This window comes from Enterococcus sp. AZ119 (genome assembly GCF_050546175.1).
Lineage (GTDB): Bacteria > Bacillota > Bacilli > Lactobacillales > Enterococcaceae > Enterococcus > Enterococcus faecalis.
Genome location: NZ_CP172951.1, coordinates 1,853,937 through 1,879,908, shown reverse-complemented (window position 1 = coordinate 1,879,908; position 25,972 = coordinate 1,853,937). Strand labels below are relative to the sequence as shown.

The 25,972-nt window shown below is 36.8% G+C and carries 17 protein-coding genes; 14 read left to right on the top strand and 3 right to left on the bottom strand.

Annotated features, from left to right (window positions below):
- The first annotated feature begins 8 nt into the window (after positions 1-8).
- Both IGL37_RS09220 and IGL37_RS09215 read left to right on the top strand, forming a co-directional pair.
- Entirely contained in the window at positions 9-332 is a 324-nt protein-coding gene (locus IGL37_RS09220; protein ID WP_002356829.1) for a PTS sugar transporter subunit IIB, read from the top strand.
- Between the two features lie 202 nt (positions 333-534).
- The gene (locus IGL37_RS09215) at positions 535-1,368 is read left to right on the top strand and encodes a hypothetical protein (RefSeq protein WP_002369000.1); all 834 of its coding nucleotides are present in this window, start codon (positions 535-537) and stop codon (positions 1,366-1,368) included.
- Positions 1,369-1,408: 40 nt separating this feature from the next.
- Here IGL37_RS09215 and IGL37_RS09210 read toward each other — a convergent pair whose 3' ends face one another.
- Positions 1,409-2,470, bottom strand: coding sequence for a LacI family DNA-binding transcriptional regulator (locus tag IGL37_RS09210; RefSeq protein ID WP_002356832.1), 1,062 nt, complete (start codon positions 2,468-2,470; stop codon positions 1,409-1,411).
- Positions 2,471-2,645: 175 nt separating this feature from the next.
- On the opposite strand from IGL37_RS09210, the gene IGL37_RS09205 reads away from it, so the two are divergent.
- The 10 genes from IGL37_RS09205 to trpS all read left to right on the top strand — a co-directional run bounded on the left by IGL37_RS09205 (position 2,646) and on the right by trpS (position 15,949).
- On the top strand, positions 2,646-3,032 hold the full coding sequence (locus IGL37_RS09205; protein WP_002356835.1) for a hypothetical protein: 387 nt from the start codon (positions 2,646-2,648) through the stop codon (positions 3,030-3,032).
- Positions 3,013-4,812, top strand: a complete 1,800-nt coding sequence (locus IGL37_RS09200) for a DUF2264 domain-containing protein (RefSeq protein ID WP_033917878.1) — start codon at positions 3,013-3,015, stop codon at positions 4,810-4,812. Before IGL37_RS09205 ends, IGL37_RS09200 begins: the two co-directional genes overlap by 20 nt.
- 15 nt (positions 4,813-4,827) lie before the next feature.
- A complete protein-coding gene (locus IGL37_RS09195; RefSeq protein WP_002356837.1) occupies positions 4,828-5,970 on the top strand; it encodes a glycoside hydrolase family 88 protein in 1,143 nt (380 codons plus the stop codon).
- Positions 5,971-6,019: 49 nt separating this feature from the next.
- Positions 6,020-7,297 (top strand): ABC transporter substrate-binding protein, encoded by a 1,278-nt coding sequence (locus tag IGL37_RS09190; protein WP_002356838.1) that lies wholly within the window; start codon positions 6,020-6,022, stop codon positions 7,295-7,297.
- 150 nt (positions 7,298-7,447) lie between these two features.
- Entirely contained in the window at positions 7,448-8,350 is a 903-nt protein-coding gene (locus tag IGL37_RS09185; RefSeq protein ID WP_002356840.1) for a carbohydrate ABC transporter permease, read from the top strand.
- Positions 8,323-9,240 (top strand): carbohydrate ABC transporter permease, encoded by a 918-nt coding sequence (locus tag IGL37_RS09180; protein ID WP_002383582.1) that lies wholly within the window; start codon positions 8,323-8,325, stop codon positions 9,238-9,240. The genes IGL37_RS09185 and IGL37_RS09180 overlap by 28 nt, the downstream gene beginning before the upstream one ends.
- Positions 9,241-9,252: 12 nt before the next feature.
- Positions 9,253-9,924: a hypothetical protein gene (locus IGL37_RS09175; protein ID WP_002389950.1), complete on the top strand. Its 672-nt coding sequence runs from the start codon at positions 9,253-9,255 to the stop codon at positions 9,922-9,924.
- Between the two features lie 100 nt (positions 9,925-10,024).
- Positions 10,025-10,993 carry a hypothetical protein gene (locus tag IGL37_RS09170; RefSeq protein ID WP_002362893.1) on the top strand — a complete coding sequence of 323 codons (969 nt, stop codon included), beginning with the start codon at positions 10,025-10,027 and terminating at the stop codon, positions 10,991-10,993.
- Between the two features lie 10 nt (positions 10,994-11,003).
- The gene (locus tag IGL37_RS09165; RefSeq protein ID WP_033917879.1) at positions 11,004-14,783 is read left to right on the top strand and encodes an Ig-like domain-containing protein; all 3,780 of its coding nucleotides are present in this window, start codon (positions 11,004-11,006) and stop codon (positions 14,781-14,783) included.
- 161 nt (positions 14,784-14,944) lie between these two features.
- Positions 14,945-15,949, top strand: coding sequence for a tryptophan--tRNA ligase (gene trpS, locus IGL37_RS09160; protein ID WP_002356846.1), 1,005 nt, complete (start codon positions 14,945-14,947; stop codon positions 15,947-15,949).
- A gap of 53 nt (positions 15,950-16,002) precedes the next feature.
- Here the strand turns inward: trpS and IGL37_RS09155 are convergent, their stop codons facing one another.
- Complete coding sequence (locus IGL37_RS09155; RefSeq protein WP_033917880.1) at positions 16,003-17,781, bottom strand: ABC transporter ATP-binding protein; 1,779 nt, start codon at positions 17,779-17,781, stop codon at positions 16,003-16,005.
- A gap of 52 nt (positions 17,782-17,833) precedes the next feature.
- Positions 17,834-19,561 carry an ABC transporter ATP-binding protein gene (locus IGL37_RS09150; protein WP_002359874.1) on the bottom strand — a complete coding sequence of 576 codons (1,728 nt, stop codon included), beginning with the start codon at positions 19,559-19,561 and terminating at the stop codon, positions 17,834-17,836.
- Positions 19,562-19,627: 66 nt separating this feature from the next.
- Here IGL37_RS09150 and IGL37_RS09145 point away from each other — a divergent pair, with 66 nt between their 5' ends.
- Both IGL37_RS09145 and IGL37_RS09140 read left to right on the top strand, forming a co-directional pair.
- On the top strand, positions 19,628-20,443 hold the full coding sequence (locus IGL37_RS09145) for a MerR family transcriptional regulator (RefSeq protein WP_002383586.1): 816 nt from the start codon (positions 19,628-19,630) through the stop codon (positions 20,441-20,443).
- A 474-nt stretch (positions 20,444-20,917) separates the two neighbouring features.
- Positions 20,918-25,864, top strand: a complete 4,947-nt coding sequence (locus tag IGL37_RS09140; protein WP_281517318.1) for an isopeptide-forming domain-containing fimbrial protein — start codon at positions 20,918-20,920, stop codon at positions 25,862-25,864.
- Positions 25,865-25,972 lie beyond the last annotated feature (108 nt).

Below are 25,972 nucleotides of genomic sequence, written 5' to 3'. Positions count from 1 at the left end.
AATATTTCATGAATGAGGAGAAGTTTATGAGCAAAAACATATTGATTATTTGTGAGACAGGAATTAGTGCATCGCTGTTAGTTTCAAAATTACTTGAAGCAATTAGGGAAAAAGAGTTATCTTATGATTTAGATTATGCGCCTGTTTGTCGGATTGAGGAAAAACTTGGTTATAAAGAGTATGATGTGTTAATGTTGACCCCACAAGTCGCTCGTGTCAAAGAAAAAGTGGAAAAATATTTAGAAGGTTGTCAGGGGCAGGTTGTTTTTATCGATCAAGAAGATTTTCGTTATATGAACACAGAGAAGATACTCGCAAGTATCGAAAAGTAAGATTTAGAGAGTGGGACATCAGTCAACTTTGGTTGATGTCTTGCTTTTTTATTGTGTTCAAAAAGAGCAGAGTCAAAATCTTATGTTTCATAGTGAGTACCAAATGCTTTTATAGAAATAAAGCTAGAGTTATTATTTTAGTAAAAAATAGATTAATTTACTAAAATAATATATAATAAAGGTAAAACTAGGAGGGAAGCATATGACGTGTATTTCATTATCGATTTTAAATCAAGAACAAGAAGTTAGAAAAGCTAAGATAGATGATTCAGATTCTTTGAAAGAGTTAACTATTACAGGAAAAGATTTTGTTTGTTTAGCTGCTCGGGATTGTCAATTACAAGACGGCGATGTGATTCAAGTTTGTTTAGATACGCCCAATACTTATTTAATGGTGAAGTTAGATGCTACGCTTGATAGCAGTTTAATTTATGTTCCAGAACAAAAATGGACGTTTCCAATCATAAAAAATGAAAACGCTATCGAAGCGCGAGCAGCGTATCGTTTTGAAACCAAGAAACCTTATATAAGTGTGCGTATTGCCACTAAAGAAGAAATTAAGAGTTATCGTAATTGGGCGTTAAATCCGCATGATTTACAACATTTTACTGGTGCGTATCCTCATGCATCTGCCAACGTGGAAACGCGAAATGATGCCACTTTTTTTGCTTGCAATGCGATTGACGGTACCTTCGCTAATCTTTATCATGGGCCGTATCCTTATCAATCATGGGGGATTAATCAGCAATTAGATGCCGCATTAAAAATTGAATTTGGGCGTGAAGTCTTGTTGGATAAAGTGATCTTAACATTACGAGCGGACTTTCCTCATGATAATTATTGGCAACAAGTGACTTTAAAATTTTCCGACGGTACACATGAAGTTTTTAAAACTGTTAAGACTGAGCAACGCCAGAGCTTTACCTTTGCGAAACGGGCAGCGGAGTGGGTGATACTAACAGAGTTAATTCAAGCAGATGAACCATCACCATTTCCAGCATTAACACAAATTGAATTATTTGGTCAAAACAAATAAAAAATAAGGACGGTTCCTTTATAGGAGCGGTCCTTATTTTTTATTTCTGGCGTGGGCTAGTTGTCGATTGGCGGACAACCAATTCTGTGTTTAACAGGACTCTACGAGGAATGCTAGGCATTTGAATTCGTTTGTGCAATAAATTAATGCCTGTCTCGCCCATTTCTTCAGTAAAGGCATGGACAGAGGATAGCGGCGGTGAGACATATTGAGAAATAGAGATATCATTGATCCCCATGACACTAATTTCTTCAGGAACCTTTATACCGTGTGCGGCTAACGTATGTATCACACCGATTGCAAAGGCGTCATTATAAGCAAGAATCGCAGTAGGTAAATCATTTCCCCATTTCTCTAACGCTTCTTCTGTCAATTGTTCCCCTGTTTTGACATCCAACATGCCATTTTCTTTTAAGATAAAATAATCTTCGTTAAACAAGTGATAATGCTGCATAATGTCAAGATAAGCATTGGTTGTCGGTGTTTTATAGCGACGGAAACCATACATATTTTCGCTTTCTTCGGCACCAATAAAGGCAATTTTTTCGTGGCCCAATTCCAAAAGATGGGTTAAGGCAATCTCGGTTGCTTGATAAAAATCAGTATTTACAGAATCAAATTCTTCCAATGGGAAATTACTGCCAATTACACAAAGATTGGGATGCAGTTGCTGCAACTCTTGTAACGTCTTTTGAGTGAATTTGCCAATTGCCAAAATGCCATCAATCCCTTGAAGGTTATGTTGTTCCAATTGAGAAACTTTTAGAATATTGTAACCTAACTCTTCGGCCCGTTTTTCAGCGCCTAAACGAATCGACATATAGTAAATATCCGTTAGTTCTTCGTCATCTGAACGCCACTGAACGACGGCAATCGAAGGCTCTTGCGGAGCTGTTTGTACGGAAAGGTTAGGTGTCAGTTGCTCCTGCTGTTTGTTTTTATTTTTAGTTTTATATTTCGTATAATTCAGGGTTTCTGCTGCTTCAAAAATTTTTCGCTTGGTTTCCTCTGTAACGGATAAGTTTGGATCATAGTTCAGAACTCGCGATACAGTTGAAATTGAAACATTCGCGACTTTTGCGATATCTGTAATAGTTGCCATTCTAAATGCCTCCTTCTCAAGTACTATTATAGCATATAGTATATTTCTTTTTAGTAAAAAAAAGCAAGAAAAAGCTTTTTTTACTTTTTTTTAGCAAAAACTATTGATTTTTTGACTAAAAAAATATACTATAAAGTCAAAGAAAGCGCTTTAATTCGATGGAGAAGGTGGTTTAGTGAAAAGATTTTCACTTTTTTTACTAATTTTACTTGCTTTAACAGGTTGTAAATCCGGTGAAAAAGAATTTGATGAAGAATCTCTTCAAAATCTAAAGGAAACGGCACAGTCTTATTCAGAAACAGAATTACAAAATGGTGACGTTCGTTTAAATGAATATATTTCTTTGAAAGGGGAGATTGTTGAGAGTGACAGTCGTTCCAGTTTAATAAAAAAAGGTGATCGTTTTATTTTGAAAAGTGGTTCTAGTAAATATCAAGTTTTTAATGAGCAAAAGAAAAAATTGAAGATTGGTGACGAAGTGACAGTTTACGGAGAATATTACGGCTTTTTGAAAGGGACATTAATTGAAAGTGAGGAGAATCATGATTCAGCCACGAATTAGACAGAATCCTTTTGAAACATACGAAGAAGTTGCAGAAGGATTTGAAGATTTATTAGCGCCACTGGAATTGTTTTTTGATCGAGAGTATCAAGGTCATCTGGATTTAGGGACACACGGAACGGTTTATTCTAAAGGGACACGTGATGCGGAGGCATTTTTACGACCATTATGGGGACTAGGTCCTTATGTAACGCAAAATGAAAGTGAGTATTTGAATGACTTTCTAACGGGAATTATCGAAGGAACCGATCCTGAGAGTTCATCTTATTGGGGAAAAACAAAAGATTATGATCAATTGATTGTTGAGATGGCAGCATTAAGTACATTTCTTTTGTTAAACAAAGAAAAAACGTGGGACCAATTAACAAAAGAACAGCAAAACAATTTACACAGTTGGCTGATACAAGCCAATGAAAACATTATTCCGCCAAATAATTGGCATTTCTTTAGAGTGTTGCTGAATTTAGCGATGAAACATTGTGAAATGCCGTATTCAAAAGAACAGATCGCTGTTGATTTGGCTGTAATTGATCGTTTTTATGTCGGTAATGGTTGGTATTATGACGGAGTCGAGACACAAGTTGATTATTATGTTTCTTTCGCTATTCATTATTATAGTTTATTGTATTGTCGTTTTGCCCCGGAAGATACCGCAAGAGTGGCTATTATGAAGGAACGAGCAACTTTGTTCGCGCAAGAGTTTAAATATTGGTTTACTCAGCCAGGAGAAGCGATTCCCTTTGGACGTAGCTTAACGTATCGTTTTGCTCAAGTGTCATTTTTTAGTGCTTTAGTTTTTGCAGATGTTGAAGCATTGCCGTGGGGTGAGATTAAAGGTCTAATCAGCCGACATCTTCATCAATGGATGAACAAAGATATTTTTACAACAGATGGATTATTGTCGGTAGGTTATGATTATCAAAATATGGTCTTTGCCGAAGGCTATAATGGTCCTGGTTCACCTTATTGGGCCTTTAAAACATTCATTTTGTTAGCGGTTCCAAAAGATCATCCTTATTGGCAAGCAGAAACACAGCCTATTAGCTTTCCAGAAAAACACTTACCTTCACCAGAAAGTCGGAACTACTATCAAGTAAATGATGCAGGGACACATGGTTTAATGTTTCCAGCGGGACAATTTATTAATTATCAAGCTCATGCGCATGATAAATATGGTAAATTTGTTTATTCTTCCCATTTTGGTTTTAGTACTATAAAGAGTGATTATTGGTATTACGAAGGTGCTTATGATAATTGCTTGGCTTTAGCTGAAGACGACCACTATTTCCGCACGAAAGGATTAGATGATCAGTACGAAATTCTTGATGATCGTATCATTCATCAATGGCATCCTTGGTCCGATGTAGCAATCAAAACGACAATTGTACCATTAGAAGGCCAACATTTACGGATCCACGAAATTGAGACACAACGTGCATTAGTGGCTTATGAAGGTGGCTTCTCAATCCCGCTCTTCGATGAAAAGGTCACTTGTGTTTCTGATCAAATGGCTGAGGTAAAAAATGCAAAAGGTGTGTCAAAAGTAGAAAATATCAACGGCTTTTCTGAAGCTGCGATTATTCGAACAGAACCGAATACAAATTTACTTTATCCGTTAACGGAGTTGCCATATTTGAAAACAAACTTGTCGAAAGGGAAACATCTTTTAATTTCATTGGTGACAGGCGTACTACCGAATGAACAAATTGAGCCAGTTAAAGTTAGGTTAAAAGAAAATCAGCTTTTAGTTGAAGAAAAAGTTGTAATTTTGGGGAATTAGGGGGAGAAATACACAATGACAGAAAATGGACAGATTGAGTGGTTGCCGAAGCAAATCAGTTTTGCTTTAAACAAAGTTCGAGGAAATTTAGAGACATTTAAAGAATTAGTTCCACCCGCGGCAAGTTTAAATCAAATTTATTATCCTGAAGAAAATATTGACTGGACGGCCAGCTTTTGGCCAGGAATGTTATTTTTAGCAAAGGAATTAACAAATTCAACAGAGTTCGATGAAGTGATTACCACACAGATGGCTTCTTTTCAACATCGCTTGGATGAACAAATTGAGCTGGAAACACATGATATAGGCTTTTTGTATATTTTAACAGCCATTGCCGATTATCAGGTCAATGGTCATGAGGCCTCAAAAGAAATGGCCTTGCAAGCTGCGGACTTATTAATGAAACGTTATTCACCAAAAGCCAAGATTATTCAAGCTTGGGGGAATTTAGACGATCCAGAGCAACGAGGTAGAATGATTATTGATTGTTTAATGAACTTACCATTATTATACTTTGCAGCAAAAATGACTGGCAAGCAAGAGTATTATGAAGCTGCCTACAATCATGCGAAACAAACACAAAAATATATTGTGCGAGAAAATCACACTACGTTCCATACGTATTATTTTGATACGGAAACAGGCGAAGCTTTATACGGTAAGACGCAGCAAGGATACTCAGATGATTCTTGTTGGGCTCGCGGCCAAGCCTGGGGAATTTACGGCTTTACGTTAAGTTATTTATATACAGGAGATAGTAGTTTTCTGGAAACAGCAAAAAATGTTGCTGATTACTTTATTCAAGAATTACCAGAGGACAAAATCTGTTACTGGGATTTAATTTTCAATGAAGGGAGTGAAGAAGAACGTGATAGCTCATCTGCTGCAATTGCTGCATGTGGCTTACTAGAATTATCTCGTCAGCTTCCATTAAATGATGAAAAACATGGCTATTATGAAAAGGTTGCGCTAGAACTATTACAAGCATTAGCGGAAAAGTATACAACGGTTTTACGACCAGAGTCGAACGGCCTATTGCTTCATGGTGTCTATGATAAAAAAACAAATACAGGAGTCGATGAATGCATGATTTGGGGCGACTACTTTTATTTGGAAGCGCTAACTCGTTTAGCGAAAAGCTGGTATTCTTTTTGGTAATTCATGGAGGAAAACTCCTAAAAAATAATAAATAGCGGAGGTAGTACAAATGAAATTTTGGAAAAAAGGCTTAACAGCGGCAGCGTTGTTAGCAGTGGCGGCAGTAACTTTAACAGCATGTGGTGGTTCAAGTGAAAAGAAAGCAACTGAAAAGAGTGAAGATGGCAAAACAAAATTAACAGTAACTACTTGGAATTATGACACGACCCCAGAATTTGAGAAATTATTCAGAGCTTTTGAAGCGGAAAATCCTGATATCACTATTGAACCGGTGGACATTGCTTCAGATGATTATGACACAAAAGTAACAACGATGCTTTCATCAGGAGATACGACGGATATTTTAACCATGAAAAACTTACTTTCATATTCTAATTACGCGCTACGCAATCAATTGGTGGATTTAACCGATCACGTTAAAGATTTAGATATCGCACCTGCCAAAGCAAGTTACGAGATGTATGAAATCGATGGTAAAACCTATGCTCAGCCTTACCGTACAGATTTCTGGGTATTGTATTACAATAAAAAAATGTTTGATGAAGCCGGAATTGCCTATCCCGATAACTTAACTTGGGACGAATATGAAGCGTTAGCGAAAAAATTATCTAAACCAGAAGAACAAGTATATGGTGCCTATCAACATACTTGGCGCTCAACCGTTCAAGCGATTGCTGCTGCTCAAAATAATGCCAATTTGATTGAACCGAAATACAATTATATGGAAACTTACTATGATCGCGCATTGAGAATGCAAAAAGATCAATCACAAATGGATTTTGGAACAGCAAAATCAACAAAAGTAACGTATCAATCACAATTTGAAAATTCAAAAGCGGCGATGATGTACATGGGTAGCTGGTACATGGGGACTTTATTAACCAACATTGATGATGGCAAAACAAATGTCGAATGGGGGATTGCCGAAATACCACAACAAGAAAAAGGCAAAGCAACTACCTTTGGCTCACCGACAAGTTTTGCAATTAATAAAAACAGTAAAAAACAAAAAGCTGCTCAAAAATTCTTAGACTTTGCTTCAGGTAAAGAAGGTGCAAAACTTTTAGCAGAAGTAGGAGTGGTTCCTTCTTATAAAACAGATGAAATTGACAAAATCTACTTTGCAAGAAAAGGAATGCCTTCAGATGAAGTCTCACAAAAAGCCTTTAACCCAGATACAATTAATTTAGAATTCCCATCTGATAAAAACGGTGCCGCAATTGATAAAGTATTACAAGAAGAACATGATTTAATTATGGTCGGCGACGAAAAACCAAAAGATGGTATTGCTAACATGGAAAAACGTGTCAAAGCAGAGATAGACTAACTATTATTTCCTGCAAAAACACAAAAGATTGATGAAAAAAATAAGCTGAAATGAGTAACCTACAATGAATTTCAGCTTATTTTTTTAAATAAAGAATGTAGCTTGAGTTTGGAAGGAGGACCTGTTAAGTTCACTTAACAGAATACAATTATGGAAATTACTTCAAAAACAAAAACAGCAAATAAATTGAGACGAAAAAATACGTGGACTGCGTTATCTTTTATCGCACCAAACTTTATTGGCTTTTTCCTCTTCACTTTAATCCCGGTTATCTGTTCACTGATTTTAGCTTTTATGAGTTGGGATTCTTTTTCAACCCCTGAATTTGTCGGAATGAAAAATTTCACCAAAATGATTCATGATGATACGTTTTGGATTTCGTTAAAACAAACGTTTATCTATACGATTGGTGTTGTTCCGTTAACATTGATTTGCTCATTAGGACTAGCGATTTTGTTGAATCGTAAAATTAGAGGGATGAAATTTTTTAGAACGGCTTTTTTCTTTCCTTATGTAACGTCATTAGTTGCGATTGCGGTCGTTTGGAATATGCTATTTCATCCAACGATGGGACCAATTAATCAATTTTTGAAATTATTTATTGAAAATCCTCCTGGCTGGACATCTAGTTCTACTTGGGCTTTACCAGCAATTATCATCGTTAGTGTGTGGCGCTTTATGGGGTATTATATGATTTTGTATTTAGCTGGTTTACAAAGTGTGCCAAGAGAATTATATGAAGCAGCGTCAATGGATGGCGCGGGTAAATGGAATCAATTTTTAAATGTTACCTTACCTTCACTACGACCAACGACCTTTTTCGTGACTATCATGCTTGTAATTAACTGTTTCAAAGTGTTTGACTTAGTTCAAGTTATGACTGGTGGTGGACCAGGACGTGCAACGAATGTGTTAGTTTACGAAATTTACAATGAAGCCTTTGTCAAATTTAATTTTGGTTATGCATCAGCCATTGCGATGGTCTTATTCATCATCGTTCTAGCGATTACTGTGGCTCAATTTAAATGGAATCAACATCAAGAGAAAGTTTAGGAGGAGAAAAGATGGAAGCAACTTTTTCAAAAAAAGAAAATACTCGAAAAGCAAAAACGAAAAAAGCAGAAAAAGTCACACCTGGTGGGATCCTTGTAATTATTCTCTTAACTTTACTTGCGTTAATTACTTTGGTTCCTTTCATTTGGATGGTTTCAGCATCATTTAAAACAAACAATGAAGTTTTCACCATTCCAATTCAATGGATTCCTAAAAGTTGGCATCCAGAAAACTATTCCGTTATTTGGGAACGCATTCCATTGTTAACTTTCTTTAAAAATACGTTATTTTTAAGTATTGTGATTACGATTATTCAACTATTTACTTCAAGTTTTGCAGCATATGGCTTTTCAAAAATGAATTTTAGAGGAAGAGATACACTTTTTATTACGTACATCGCAACAATTGCTATTCCTTGGCAATCGTATATGATTCCACAATTTATTATGATGCGTCAATTAGGTTTGACTGACACGTTATGGTCACTTGTTTTATTACAAGCATTTAATGCATTTGGGGTCTTTTTACTGAAACAATATTACAGCAGTATTCCAGATTCACTATGTGAAAGCGCGCGGATTGATGGGTTAAGTGAGTGGGGAATTTATTGGAAAATTATTTTACCATTAACCAAACCAGCTTTAGCCAGTCTCACGATTATTACTTTTGTGAATACATGGAATGACTATATGGGACCTTTCATTTATTTATCTTCTACTGAGAATAAAACAATTCAGTTAGGTTTGAAAATGTTCGTCGGTTTATTTGATGCTGAATATGCCTTAATCATGGCCGCATCAGTGGTTTCTATTTTACCAGTAGGGATTGTCTTTTTAGCAATGCAAAAATACTTTGTTGAAGGTATTGCTACATCTGGAATGAAGAATTAGGAGGAAGTTTGAATGTTTACTAAGCAAACCTTTGATAATAATATCTATATGAAAATTTTTCGCTGGCTTTACATTTTATTTATCGGTAATCTAGGGCTTCTCTTAGTGAACATTCCTTTTTTCATAGCGGTGATTAGCTTAGACATTGATCCACGAAACCTCCCGCTTTTTGTAGTAACGTTGCTGCCGATGGGGGCAGGGATGATTGCACTTTTAGGCTTAATCGATACTTTTAAAGAAGAAAAGGAGCTGGATCCGTTTAAAACTTTTTTCCAAAAGTTTCGTCAGTTTGGGTTAAGAGGCTTTCTTATCAGCTTGCTTGGCTTAGGAAGTAGCATCATCAGTGTGACAGATATATTCTTTTTTGCCAAAACAACGATTGGTAAATGGTTTATTCCATTGATGGTCCTTCTGCTAATTTTTGGGTTAGCTATTATGCTGAATGCTTGGTATTTTCAAGTACGAAACCCGCAAGCTTCTTTTAAAGATGTGTTTCGGATTTCAATTTACTATGGACTGCGGAAATGGTATGTCAGCTGTCTAAATGTTTTTTTACTATTCTCAATGTTTGCAATGATGTTTTTGAAGCCACAGTTTGGGTTTGTTGTAACCCCTGTCCTGTTCCTAGGGATTATTTATTTAAATACTGGGAAATTGCATGAAAAGCAAAAAAAGAATAAATAATTTTTACATAATAAGTAATCTCGATTTTCAGGAAAATGAATGAAGGTGGGATTGCTTATTTTGTTCTTGCCTTGTTTATTAAAGTGGAGGGAGCGAACGAATGAAGAAAAAAATAATTATTTTAAGTAGCTTTTTGATAGGTGCTATTTTTGTGCTCGTTATTTTTACTACCAGCCAGCAAAGTATGATTAATAACGAAGCAATCCAAGTCGAAGAATTAATTGTTTATGGCGATAAAAATATGAATCGTGTAGCGAAGCAATTCTCTGATCAGAATAATTTAACTTCGTTTGGGAAAAATTTCTGGCGCAAAACGTATAACGGAAAATCACCCACTCAGGAACTACTGAAGGTTGCAACGGAGGATTTAGTACAACATAAAATGATTAAACAGCTGGCAACGGAGTTAGAAATAGCCCACTCACAAACATTTGGGCAAGAAAAAAAAGAATGGCAAGACCAAAAGAGCAGTTTAACGCTCTGGCAATTTTTAGATGCAAAAGATCAACAATTACAGGACCAAATAAAAGAGAAATTAATGGAGAAAGAAAAGCCAACGCAAAAAGAATTGCGGCAGGCCTTTGAGCAATTGGATGATAAATATAAAAAGACCGATTACTTTGTTGAAGCAATTGAAATTCCAACTTTTTCAGGTAAGCAAGCAGAATTAGAAAAAATAGCCGAAGCAATCTCTCCGAATCTATCTTATGAGGAGACGTTATTGGAGTGGCAAAATAAATTACCTAATCTTGTTATTGAATCGTATCAATTGAAGAGTGCAGAAATCCAAAAAGAGGATATTTATTCGTTGTCTGTTGGGGAGATTCTTAGTGAAAAAGCTGTTGGTACCGTGGTGAAAGGATACCACGAAAACCAATACTTTTATATTTTTAATAAGGAAGGAGGGCAACTTTTACAGTTTGAAGAAGCACCACAATTTGGCAAAAATGCCTATATCAACACACGCTACAAAGAGAAATTAGCTACGTATCAACAAGCAACCAAAGTAGACTTGTTGGAGAAAGACAGAGAAAAGTTTTTTCAAAATTATCAAAATAAAAACAGTTAAGGAGCAGAAAATGAGAAAAAAAGCGTATTTTAAAAGTGTAACCATCTTCCTTTCTATTTTGCTTGTTTTTTCCCAGCTTCAATTATTTAGTCTTCCTGCTTATGGGGAAACAGTGAGTGATCAACCGTTGCTTTTTCGTTCAGTAGGTGTCGCTCAAAATGGAACGACCTACTATGTGGATGGGGAAGGAGGAAATAATGCCAATGATGGGCAGTCTCCAGCCAGTGCTTGGCGTGATTTTGAAAAAGTGAATCAGACGGAGTTTCAGCCAGGCGACCATCTTTTGCTGAATGCGCAAAGTACCTGGAATAACCAATTGTTGCATCCAAAAGGGAATGGGACAGCGGCACAAAAGATTGTCATTGATTTTTATGATACGAATGACAAAGGAGAAACCATTTTTGAAACAACACGGCGTCCGATTATTAACGGTGGTGGCACCTACAGCACAGGGACTTTCAAACGTGCAATCTCAGGGGCCGTGCAGTTAGTGAACCAAGAATATTGGGATATTTCAAACTTAGAAGTGACAAATACACCAGAGCTAGATAATCTCGAAGGCTATAAGAAACCAGGAGATGCTCAAAGAGCGGGGATATTAGTCCTAGGATATGAACAAAATCGAACGTTCAATAGTGTCACGATACGGAATAACTATGTTCATGATGTTCAAACAGAATATTATTTGAATCTAAGTGGGAATACTGCAACCAAACGATTAAAAGCGGTAGGTGGAATTATTGTTTTAGGAAGTTGGTTTGATGAGAATGGCAATGTAGTAACGGCAGCCAATGATCATCGAACAACGACTGGATTTAATGATATTTTGATTGAAAATAATGTGATTCAACGAGTGGGACTTGAAGGAATTCGAACAAAAGCTGATTCAGATACCTCAAGAGGCAACACTTTCTACAAAACGTTTTCTAATATTACGATTCGTAATAACTATTTAGAAGATATTGCTGGCGACGGGATTGTCTTGTCAGAAGCCAAAAGTGGCGGTGTCGTCGAAGGAAATGTTGCTGTCCGAATGTGCAATGCCGATTATGGTACACAAAATTACGCGGGCGTTTGGGCAATGTCTGTAGATGACGGACTGTTCCAATATAACGAAGTATACGGAATCAAATATGGATTTAACGATGCTGAAGCTTATGATGTGGACATGCAGTCAAACAATGTTATTTATCAATATAACTATTCACATCATAATACTGGCGGCTTTTTATTGCTTATGTCTGATCAAAAAAATTCGGTTATTCGTTACAATATCTCAGCTAATGACGGCGGTGGTAACCGAGGAACAGGTAAAGACAATCCAGGCGGAGCTGGTGGCTACAATTATAAAGAACAAAGCATTTTCCATTATTGGGTGAAAAATGATGGAGCGGCAATGCCAACTATCCACAATAATACGATTTATGTTGGCGACGGTATTTCAACGTCATTATTTGGTGAAGGAAATAGTTCTGACAACAGTGGTACAGTAGCCAATTTTTACAATAATATTTTATACAAAGAAGGTACCGGACAATTAAAATTCTTATCTAATTATCCAACAAATGGGACACAACCAATTGAACGTAAAATGGTCGATAATCCAGAAAAATATTTCAAAAATAATGTTATTTGGCCAAAAGAAATTGCTACAGAAAAAAGTGGTGCAACTGTTGAAAAATTAGTATCAAGTGGAAACATTTTTGAAAAACCACAATTAGAAATCACAGATAACCCTGAAAAAGTGAAAGAGTTGGCAGAGCAAGAATTTACGACAATGAAACCAACAAAAGATAATGTGGTTGAATTTACTTCCAAAGAACGCTTACGTCAGCGAGCACAAATGTTCCAATTAAAAGAAACCTCTCCAGCGATTGGTAAAGGCTTGTCGGAAGTGAACAGTGCGGCCGAAGACTTCTTTGGAAATAGCTTGAAAAATAAAGTTTTAGATATTGGTGCGCAACAAGCATCCACAATTGAAAAAAGTATTCGTTATCAAAATCAAGTGTTAGAAATTAGTTCGGCAACAGGTGTGTATCCTAATTTGCCAGAGCAAGTTGAATTAACGTACGAAGAAGTCGTTAATGAAGAAGTGGTTGCGACAGGCAAAAAAGAATTTAAGTTACAATGGGAAGCAATCCCTCAAGAAAAAATTAATACAGCAGGCACAGTTGAAGTTGCAGCAACAGTTATCGGCTTACCGATAGATGCTGTCAAAGTAACAGCCAAGGTCTCTTTTGAGGGTGAACTTGGTGAAGGAAAAGACACCGTTAAACTAAAAACAGCTCAAACTGCCTATGTTCAAAAGAGTGATGGTAACCGAGCATACTCTGCTATAGCAGGCGGTACTGCTGCCATTAGTTCAGGAGACGCCTATAAATATCCTTATGGAGTAAACTATACGGGCAATTACGCATTAAAATTAAAAAATGCTAGTTCTGCGGGGTATAATCGCCGGATTTACGTTGAAATTGATACACAAGAATTGAAGAACTATCAATCACTAAAAAGTGCCAATTTAGAACTAAATGTGATGCGTTATGATGCGTGGAATGGTGCTGGAAATACAAATGATGAACGTTTGAAAAATACGCAGTTCCAAGTAGATGTTTATGGAACAGATACTAATTGGATGAGTAACACCATTACTTGGAACAATGGTCCAAATAATTTAAATGTACCAAATGAAGAATTTGTTGCTCGACAATCTTTTACAAATAGCTCAATTATGAATAATCAAAATACAATCTCTATTGATATTAGTAACTATCTACGGAAGCTAATTCAAAGTGGTGAGAAAATTCCAGCCAAGTTAAGTTTCTTATTAGCGATTACAGACAGTCGTTTGCCTGGTTATGATTCTGATAATGCTGGGTTTGATGCTTTTTCAAAAGAAGGCGCACAAAAGGCCTATCAAGACTTTTTAACAGGCAAATTGACCTTGCCAACTGGTCAACAGCTAACAGAGGATAGTTTAGCTCCTAAAATTGTTTTATCGAATGTTTTCGAAGTCAAACATGAGTCGATTGAGGTCACGACAGAAGCGGGTCAAGCCCCTAATCTACCAGAAAAAACAACTATTTTTTATTCGGATGGTTCAAAACGAGAAGTGACTGTCAATTGGTCAGAAGTTCCAGCATCTTCTTATCAAAAAGAAGGAACATTCACTGTTGTAGGACGAGCAGCAGGTATCTCAATGCCAATTATTGCCAATGTAAAAGTCACCGCTAAACATATTGTTGGATTCAAGGAATTGCCTACGCTGGATCGACTAACAGGCACCTCGCGAGGCGAACTGAATTTGCCAACTGAAGTAATTGCAAAATTAGATGATGGTAGCGAAACGAAATTGAAGGTTATTTCTTGGGATGACGATGTTAGTAATTATTCGCCAAGTAGCCCGCCAGGTACTTACCAGTTCCCTGCTGCAGTAGAAGAAAAAATAGGAATTGCGAATCCCGATGAACGAAAAATCTTCCAAGTCGTGCAAACTCATGCGATTCCTGAAAGAATTCAATTTGCTACAGAAGCAGCTACTATAAAATCAGGTGAAAATTATCAAATTCAATCTAAAGTGGTTGGTCAAGCGCCGCACACAGAAACGGATGCTTGGAGCTCGCAAGTAACGTATGAGTTGGTTACACCAGATGCTGGCAATACAGTAAGTGTAGATGAAAACGGTCTGATTAGGACAGAAGCAACGACTGCTGCAGGAAATTATCAAATCAAAGTAACAAGCAAAGTTTTGCCGATAGTGACTGCACAATTTTCAATTAAAGTCACAAAATAAATAAACTGTTTGAAGAGGCTGGAACAAGAATTGCTGTAGCTTGCAATCTTTCTAGTCTCTTCGATTATCTAGAATCAATAAATATTCTATTGCCTACTATTCATTCTTTTTAAAACAAGGTAAAATAATAAATGAAAGTAAACGATAAAGGTGTGTAGACAATGAATACTATCTTAACAGGTGATCGTCCAACTGGTAAATTGCACCTAGGACATTACGTAGGTTCCTTAAAAAAACGAGTAGAAATGCAAGCAGACCCTACAAATCAATTATTTGTCATGATTGCAGATTTACAAGCATTGACAGATAATGCAAAAAATCCCGAAAAAGTTTCAGCCAATGTTTTAGAAGTTGCTTTGGACTATTTAGCAGTTGGTTTAGACCCTACGAAAACAACAATTTTTATCCAATCGCAAATTCCACAGTTAGCTGAATTAACAATGTACTATCTAAATTTAGTGACCACGTCACGTGTTCGTCGGAATCCAACGGTCAAAGCAGAAATTGAGCAAAAAAAATTTGGGGAAGGTGTTCCGACAGGATTCTTTATTTATCCCGTTTCACAAGCTGCTGATATTACTGCCTTTCAAGCGAACTTAGTCCCAGTTGGGGAAGACCAAAAACCAATGTTGGAACAAGCGCAAGAAATTGTGCATAGTTTTAATCAGACGTACGGTGAAGTTTTAGTTAGACCGGAAGCTGTGTTACCACCAAAAGGCATGGGACGCTTGCCAGGAATTGATGGCAACGGAAAAATGAGTAAGTCTTTAGGCAATGGTATTTATCTTTCAGATCCAGCTGAAGTAGTACAGAAAAAAGTAATGAGTATGTATACCGATCCAAATCATATTCGTATAGAGGACCCAGGACAAGTTGAAGGAAATATGGTCTTTACTTACTTGGATGTCTTTGGGAAAGAGAAAGAATATATTGAAGAATTAAAAGAGCACTATCGTCATGGCGGTTTAGGAGATGTGAAAATTAAACGTTACTTAATTGATGTCCTAGAAGAAGAACTCGCACCGATTCGTCGACGTCGTGAAGAGCTGGCTAAAAATCCAGAAGCGATTATGGAAATGTTGCATAAAGGAAGTCTTGCTGCTGAAAAAGTGGCAGCACAAACCTTAACAGAAGTCAAAAAAGCGATGGGAATTCAATATTTCTAAGCAATAAAAGAACTGGAACAAGTCAAAAGAAGAATGACTTGTTCCAGTTCTTTTTAAGTGGTTTGAAATTGACTATTATATAAGCTGGCGTAAAGAGTCGGAGCTTGTAATAGTTCCTGATGCGTTCCTTTTTCAATAATATCGCCATTTTTCATCACTAAAATTAAATCAGCATTTTCAATCGTGGATAATCGATGAGCGATAACGAAGCTTGTTCGATTTTCTGTGACAGTTTCCATCGCTTTTTGAATATGGGCTTCTGTTCGTGTGTCCACACTCGAAGTTGCTTCATCGAGAATAACAACGGGCGGATTTGCTAAAATGATTCGGGCGATGGTTAATAACTGTTGTTGCCCTTGTGATAATGCACCATTTTCGCTAGAAATAATTGTGTCATATCCTTGAGGAAGGGTCCGAATAAAATGATCACATTGAGCAATTTTAGCTGCTTCAATTATTTCTTCACGAGAAGCATCTTTTTTTCCATAGGCAATATTATCTGCTACGGTTCCTTCAAATAGCCAAGTGTTTTGTAAAACCATGCCAAATAAATTTCTTAGATTTTGTCGAGAAAGTTTCGTAATATCAATCCCATCAAAAGTAATGGCACCTTGATTTATTTCATAGAAACGCATTAATAAGTTGACTAATGTTGTTTTACCAGCGCCGGTGGGTCCTACAATGGCCACTGTTTTTTTCGGTTGAACAGAAAAATCAACATTCTTCATTAAAATTTTTTCTGGTGTGTAGCCAAATTGAACATTTTTAAATTCAATGGCTCCTTTAGGAGAAGAAATAGTTTCTAAATGAGTTGCTTCTGGCTGTTCATCAGCTTCATCTAAGATAACAAAAATCCGATCAATGGAAGCCATCGCTGCTTGAATTGAGTTAATGACATAAGAAGCGGTAGAAATCGGCTCAGAAATTTGGTTGATATATTGCAAATACGCTTGCAAGAAACCAATCGTAATACCACCAGATAAAACGAGCATTGCGCCTAAGATAGCACTAATAATAAAAGCCAACTGATTAATAAAACGAATAGCTGGATAAATCGCAAAATTTAGAAACTGTGCTTTTTTAAAGGCACGATAATGTTGTTGATTAACAGCATCAATTGTTTTTTCAGCATTTTGCTGTTGATTAAAGGTTTTTGTGACCAAATTTCCTGCTAAATATTCTTCCATCTTATTATTTAATTGACCTAATTCAGCTTGACTTTGATCAGCAAACACCTTGTTTTTATTCGCGATTTTTGTCGTCATGAAAGTACTGCCGCCAATTAGCAGCAACACTAAAATGGTTAATTTTGCATCAATATAGAACAACATGATTCCTGCAAAAAGGATAGTCACGACGGAAGTGAAAAATTGGTTGATGCCTGTTAAAAGAACTTGTGACAACTGGTTTAAGCCAGTTGTTGAACGACTAATGATATCGCCCACTTGGTGATTGTCAAAGAAGGCCATTGGTAAAGTTTTAAACTTTTTTGTCACTTCTTTTCTAATTCTTAAAGTAACCCGTTCGCTTAAAGAAGCCATTGCTCGTTCCTGAATAAAAGAAGTGATACTACTAATGATTGAAAAGAGAATTAAAAGTAAGACGGGACCTAAGAGCGCTTCTTCAACTAAAGAAAGTGTCATGCCTTTGAGCCCGACATGCTTGATAGCTTCTAAGAGGTTATCAATCCCGATTGCCATAATATAGGTCATGGCAACAATTAATAAGTTTCCAATTAAACTGCAGATCATTAGACCATAAAAGATTGGATGCTCAGGTTTAATCATTTTCCAGAAACGTTTAAAGCTTTGAATATTCATTGTTTTTTTCATTGTATGGCTTGAAAAGAAAACTTTCTTTCAAGCAGTCACATCCTTTCTTTAATTATTTGGGTAAGATACCTTGCGATTTAGCAAAGTCTTGGTAATAGCTATTAGTGGTAAGTAAATCAGCGTGGGTGCCTTGACCAACAATCCTTCCTTCATCTAGGACGATAATATTGTCAGCGTTCATGATTGTACTTAACCGTTGAGCAACAATGAGTAAAGTTTTGTCCGACATTTGTGCATGTAAAGCGGCACGTAGAGCGGCGTCAGTTTTGTAATCTAATGCGGAAAAGCTATCATCGAAAATATAAACGTCTGCCGGTTTGATTAAGGCTCGTGCAATACACATTCTTTGTTTTTGACCACCAGAATAGTTGGACCCGCCTTGTGCTACGAAACTTTCAATCCCTTGTGGTAAGGAATCGATAAATTCAGAAGATTGTGAAATTTCTAGTGCCGTTCTTATTTCTTCTGTAGTTGCTTTGGCATTTCCCATTAATAAGTTTGATAAGATTGTCCCACTGAAAAGAAAGGCTTTTTGTGGCACATAACTGATGACTTGGCGAATCGTTTGCTGAGATAATGAGCGGATATCTGTGCCAGAATAGCTAATCGTGCCGGCTGTGACCTCATTTATTCGTAAAAGTAACTTAACTAAAGTACTTTTACCAGCGCCAGTTGCTCCAACAATCGCCGTTGTTTTTCCTTTAGGAATGACAAAACTAACATTTTCTAAAACAGGATCAGCTGTTTCTGTGTATTGAAACGTGACGTGATCGAAGCAAATCAAGGCTTTCTCAGGATGATAAGCAATGGTTGCTTCAGTATGAGGATCGCTAATTTCAATTTCTTCTGACAAAACTTCTTGCAAGCGATTCAAGGAAGCAACGGACCGTGGAATGACAACTAATACCATAGCCGCGATCATTAAGTAGGCCAAAGTTAGAAGCGTATATTCAATCACAGCTGTAACGGTGCCAATTTGTAGGGTGCCTACTGCAACTAAATTACCGCCAAACCACAAAATAGAGGCGTACACAACGCCCATTAATAAAAAGGCAACGGGAGTAATCCAAGCAAAGATTTGATTCACTTTACTCATGCGTTCAGCATAATTTTTAAATGTTTGATTGGTTCGCTGCTCTTCAAAATCTTGATTATTGAACGCACGAATCATATTAATTCCAGTAAAGAACTCTCGTAAAGTCGTAGTAATTCGATCCATTTTTGGTTGAATTTTTAAAGATAAAGGGGTACCTTTTTTCATTAAAAAATAAACAACGACTAAGTAAAATACGATGGAAGCCAATGTTACCCAAGCGAGTGAAACTGAATAAGAAAATGTCATCACTAAGGCAAATAAACTAATAATAGGCGCTGGAAAGATTAATTGGCAAAATAGCACAATCATTGTTTGAACATTATCTACATCGTTGGTCATTCTAGTTAGCAAAGAATTTGAACCAAACTTATCAACATTTTTCATCGAGAATTGTTGAAATTTTTTAAAGAACAATCCTCTAACTTGAAAACCAAATTTAGCAGCTACTAAAGCAGACAAATAGCTAGAAATAATTGCGGCAATTGTTCCAATGAATGCCACAAGAAACATTTGTATGCCAATCGTTTTAATTACTTGTTGGTCACCGCTAACGATGCCCACATCAATCAACTTGCCAACTAATTTAGGGACGCCAAGGGTTCCTGCGATTTGCAAACAGATGGTTAAAGTTGTCGCAAGAACAATCCATTTATTTTCTTTAATAAACTCTTTCATTAATTTCATGAAATTTCCTCCTTAAACAATACCGTTTTAGCTGTTACAAAGAGTCATTGTACACGTTCAAGTAACTTGAATGTCAACAGTAGAAATGCTAAACTTTTTGATGGAGGGAACAGTATGGAAAAAAATTACACAATAAAAGATGTTTCTGAGTTGTTAAATATCCCTAAGTCCACGATTCGTTATTGGGACGAGCAAGGGTTGATTAGTACAACACGCAATGAAGAAAACGGATATCGAACCTTTGATTTAGAAGATTTGTTCAAAATATATGATATTGATTTTTATCGAAAAATGGGGATTCCTATCAAAGATATGTTGAATTTATATAAAAAGACACCTACCGATCTCTATGCCACCATGGAAGCAACAGAAGAACAACTGGGGCAAGAAATAAAAAGGCTTCAACATAAATACAAAGAAATTAAGAAAAGAAAATTACATTTACACGCGTTAATTGATTTAGAAACATTGGTTTTTTCAGATGAACCAATTCCTTTTGATAAAATTGTTGTTGTTGATATTGAGGATCCAGAAGAGATGAAAGTTTACATGGAACACATTTCAACTTTAGGTATTTATGGGGATTTAAGTGAATCCAATGAACTGACGTATGGGATTTGTTTGGCAAATCATGTGAATAAAAAAAGTTTAGATAAAGTGATTTGGCTCAAAGAATCAAGTAGCCAATACAAAGGCTTCATTTTAAAAGTCAATACACAAGATACCCGTTTGAATAATATCGAAGAAGTAAAAAAGCGTTTAGCAAAACAAGGATTTGAAACAGGCATCGTTGTCGGAGAGCATATCTTGACACAACTAGAAGAGGAAAACCAATATATTGAATATTATTATGGTTGGATTGAAATTTTAGGGGAAAAGTAAAACAATTAAAAAAAGGAACTAGCAATAGCAAATGTAGCTAAGCTAGTTTCTTTTTTTTGGTAAATGTAATGAAAATTACATGAAAAAAGTTTTAGTTTTTAAAACAATTTAGAACGAATGTTATTAAAGGGAAAACAATAAAAAAATTACTCTTAAAGCTAGAACTTACCTATGTTTGTATTTTTTTAGGGAAAGTCAATATATTTGCTTCATATAAAACGTGTTATTTAATTCACGATTTTTTGTTGAAATATCGGGTTTTTTTCTTTTTTTAGCTAATATAATGTGTTACTTTTTGATTATAAGGAGAAACGGAAAATCGTACGTTAAAAAAAGTTGTTGTAGCTAAATAAAGAAAGAATTGAAGGTTGAAAAGTATTTTATGGAGGTGGATGTTGAGAAACAATTAGTAATTGTAAAAGTTGTTTGAAGATGATTTGTTTAAGTAAATGAAAAGAACGAAGGAGAATGTAAATGAATAAAGCAGTTAAAAATTTTGTGAGTTACCTTATGATTACCATGCTGTTTATTTTAAATTTGTTACCAATGATGAACGCGTTTGCTCAAGAAGTAACAAGTGATGCTGAGAAGACTGTTGAAAAAGACGGGCTCAAAGTAATAGGGAAAATAGAAGATATATCGTCTCAAGAAGATATTAAAACGGTCACTTACGAAGTAACAAATACACGAGATGTACCGATCAAAGATCTCATTTTAAAACAAAAAAATACCAATGATAGTCCAATCAAATTTGTTTTAGATACTTTAAGTGAAGAGCGAGGACCTACGTCTTTAGAAGAACAAGCAAAGGTTGAAACAAATGAGAAAGATCAAACAACCGATATTAAACTGCTTAACCTTCAACCAAATTCGACAAGAAAGATTACCATAAATGGGCAAATAACTACAAAAGCGTCGAGCAAGTTATTGGTCAGCGTACTAATAGAAGATAATGAAAAAGGAACACTAGTAATTGATTTACCTAGTAAAGATATGCTAGCAGATAAAGAGTCGGTTTCGAAAGAAAAACAGGAAACTTCAGAAACAAAAGTAGAAAATCAGGCAAGCGAAACAGCCTCTTCTACAAATGAAATGACCGCAACTACTAGTAACGAAACAAAGCCTGAAGCAGGAAAGGCGACAGAAAGTATTCAAGAGACTGCACTAACGCAGGCTACCGAAAGTCCTGAGCAACCTCCATTAAAGGCGCAACCTACTGGTCCGTTAGTGCCACCAACACCTGGTCGAGGGTTTAATACACCGATTTATCAAAGCGTTCATAAAGGAGAACTTTTTTCAACGGGAAATACCAACTTAAAAATTGCGAATGAAAATACGGCGGCTGCGCAAACATTTTTAAACACACGAGGAGCAAGTAGTGGTTATGCAATTAACAATTTTCCTTTAGAATTTGCAGATGTTGACAATGATCCAAATACGTATAACTCTAGTCGGGCTTATATTGATTTAAATGGTGCAAAAGAGATTGCTTGGGCGGGCTTATTTTGGAGTGCATCTAGATATAAAGGCCCTGCTTACGGAACAAATCTTTCTGATGAAGAAATTAGTGCACCAGTTCAATTTACTACACCAAATGGAACCGTACAGCGTGTTTCGCCCCAAAGGTACCATCGTATCGATCAAGATGCAACAAACCCAGGACAACGTTTCGGGTACAATAACACTGGATTTTCTAATTATGCAGATGTAACTTCAATTTTACAAGGGGATAAAAGTGCGACAGGGAGTTATACGTTGGCAGATATTCCTATGACTAGTAGTTTAAATGGTCAATATCAATATTATAACTTTAGTGGTTGGAGTTTGTTTGTTGTTACAAAGGATCAGGCAAGTAAGTCAAGAGCTTTTAGTATTTACTATGGAGCACGTGGTAATGCTGCTGGAACCAATAATGAATTTACTATGAGCAACTTTTTAACAGCAAAACAAGGAAATCTTGATCCAATTGTGACCTGGTTTACTGTTCAAGGAGATAAATACTGGACTGGAGACAACGCACAAATTAAAAATAGCGCAGGAACTTGGGTAAATATTTCGAACACGCTCAATCCAGTTAATAATGCTATGAACGCAACTGTGACAGATAACGATGAACATATGGTAGATAAGTATCCAGGGAAATTTGCGCCGGATCATCCTAATTTTTTAGATATTGATATCGATCGTATGGCAATTCCCGAAGGTGTTTTAAATGCTGGACAAAACCAAATTAATTTTAGAACAACAAGTAGTGGTGACGATTATTCTACGAATGCGATTGGTTTTGCTGTAAACGCAGAAACGCCTGAATTTGAAATTAAGAAAGAAATTGTGGAACCAAAAGAAACTTACAAAGTTGGTGAAACAATCACGTATCGTGTCTCACTAAAAAATACAAAAGCTGATTCAGAAGCGATAAATTCAGTCTCGAAGGATGCACTAGATGGTCGCTTAAATTATTTGCCAGGCTCTTTAAAAATTATTAGTGGACCAAATTCTGGTGAAAAAACGGATGCTTCAGGCGATGATCAAGCTGAATATGATGAAACCAATAAACAAATTATAGTCCGTGTCGGCAATGGTGCAACTGCTACACAAGGAGGTAGCTACAAAGCTGATACAGCTGAAACAATTTACGAATTTAAAGCGCAGATAAATGAACGAGCAAAAGCAAATGAATTAGTGCCTAATAGCGCAACAGTTGAGGCAGTAGATATTTTAACATCTGCAAAAGTCAACGAAACTTCTAATATAGTAGAAGCAAAAATTGCGGACGAACAAGTAACTGGCAAATTAACCGCAACAAAAACCGTTAATAACGCCAAACCAAAACTAGGGGAAGAAATCGAATACACCATCAGCTTCCGCAACACTATAGAAAACGGTATCCTAAACAAAGTAGTTATCACAGACCAACTGCCAAAAGGACTGACATATGTCAAAGATAGCCTAACAAGTGTCGGTGATGAACCCCAGCCAACCAGCTTGAAAGAAACTAACGGCACAATCACAGCGGAATACCCAAGTATCACCGATATGAAAGAACGGAGTATTCGCTTCAAAGTGATCGTTAACGAAGAAGCCAAAGCGGGCGAAACAATTCTCAACAAAGCCAAAGTAGATGATACAGTTAATCCGCCCGAAGAACCAGAGGTGCCGGTGGTACCAGAAGCGAAAGAAGGCAAATTAACCGCAACAAAAACCGTTAATAACGCCAAACCAAAACTAGGCGAAACTATCGAGTACACAATTAGCTTCCGCAACACCATCGAAAATGGTGTCCTAAACAAAGTAGTTATCACAGACCAACTACCAAAAGGACTGACGTATGTCAAAGATAGCCTAACAAGTGTCGGTGATGAACCAAAACCAACCAGCTTGAAAGAAGCTAATGGCACAATCACAGCGGAATACCCAAGTATCACAGATACGAAAGAGCGGAGTATTCGCTTCAAAGTGATCGTTAACGAAGAAGCCAAAGCGGGCGAAACAATTCTCAACAAAGCCAAAGTAGATGACACAGTTAATCCGCCCGAAGAACCAGAGGTGCCCATTACACCCGAAGAACCAATCACACCTCGAGTAAAAGCAGGCAAACTAACCGCAACAAAAACCGTTAATAACTCTAAACCAAAACTAGGGGAAGAAATCGAGTACACAATCAGTTTCCGCAACACCATCGAAAACGGCGTCCTAAACAAAGTAGTTATCACAGACCAACTACCCAAAGGACTGACGTATGTCAAAGATAGCCTAACAAGTGTCGGTGATGAACCAAAACCAACCAGCTTGAAAGAAGCTAACGGCACAATCACAGCGGAATACCCAAGTATCACCGATACGAAAGAACGGAGTATTCGTTTCAAAGTGATCGTTAACGAAGAAGCGAAAGCGGGCGAAACAATTCTCAACAAAGCCAAAGTAGATGACACAGTTAATCCGCCCGAAGAACCAGAGGTGCCCGTTACACCCGAAGAACCAATCACACCTCGAGTAAAAGAAGGCAAACTAGCCGCTACCAAAACCGTTAATAACGCTAAACCAAAACTAGGGGAAGCAATCGAGTACACAATCAGTTTCCGCAACACCATCGAAAACGGCGTCCTAAACAAAGTAGTTATCACAGACCAACTACCAAAAGGACTGACATATGTCAAAGATAGCCTAACAAGTGTTGGTGATGAACCAAAACCAACCAGCTTGAAAGAAACCAACGGCATAATCACGGCGGAATACCCAAGTATCACTGATACAAAAGAGCGGATTATTCGTTTCAAAGTGATCGTTAACGAAGAAGCCAAAGCGGGCGAAACAATTCTTAACAAAGCCAAAGTAGATGACACAGTTAATCCACCAGAAGAACCAGAGGTGCCTGTGGTACCAGAAACGAACGCAGGCAAACTAACCGCAACAAAAACTGTTAATAACGCTAAACCAAAACTAGGGGAAGCGATCGAGTACACAATCAGTTTCCGCAATACCATCGAAAATGGCGTCCTAAACAAAGTAGTTATCACAGACCAACTACCAAAAGGACTGACGTATGTCAAAGATAGCCTAACAAGTGTCGGTGATGAACCAAAACCAACCAGCTTGAAAGAAGCCAACGGCACAATCACAGCGGAATACCCAAGTATCACCGATATGAAAGAACGGAGTATTCGTTTCAAAGTGATCGTTAACGAAGAAGCGAAAGCGGGCGAAACAATTCTTAACAAAGCCAAAGTAGATGACACAGTTAATCCGCCCGAAGAACCAGAGGTGCCCATTACACCCGAAGAACCAATCACACCTCGAGTAAAAGCAGGCAAACTAACCGCAACAAAAACCGTTAATAACGCTAAACCAAAACTAGGCGAAACTATCGAATACACCATCAGCTTCCGCAACACCATCGAAAATGGCGTCCTAAACAAAGTAGTTATCACAGACCAACTACCCAAAGGACTGACGTATGTCAAAGATAGCCTAACAAGTGTCGGTGATGAACCAAAACCAACCAGCTTGAAAGAAGCCAACGGCACAATCACAGCGGAATACCCAAGTATCACCGATACGAAAGAACGGAGTATTCGTTTCAAAGTGATCGTTAACGAAGAAGCCAAAGCGGGCGAAACAATTCTCAACAAAGCCAAAGTAGGTGATGGCATCAATCCACCAGAAGAACCAGAGGTACCTATTACACCCGAAGAACCAGCGGAAAATAAAAAGGAAACAAAAAAAGTTGTTACAGACCAGAACAAACCTACAAAAAATAGTAAAAATGAAATTGCCATAAACAAGAAAGAAACGTCTAAATCATCCTATTTACCAAAAACAGGAGAAAAAGTTCAAAAAATATTTGCGTATCTGGGTGTAGGACTGATCTTAATTGTATTAATTCTCTATGTTATAAAGAGAAACAAAGAAAAAGAGGAGTAAACAAAATCGATTGTTTTAGAACGACTAATTAGCTGAAAATTTAAGAGTTGACGACATAAGTCAAAATGACCTATGTCGTCAACTCTTTTTGATTTATAACAAGAAATC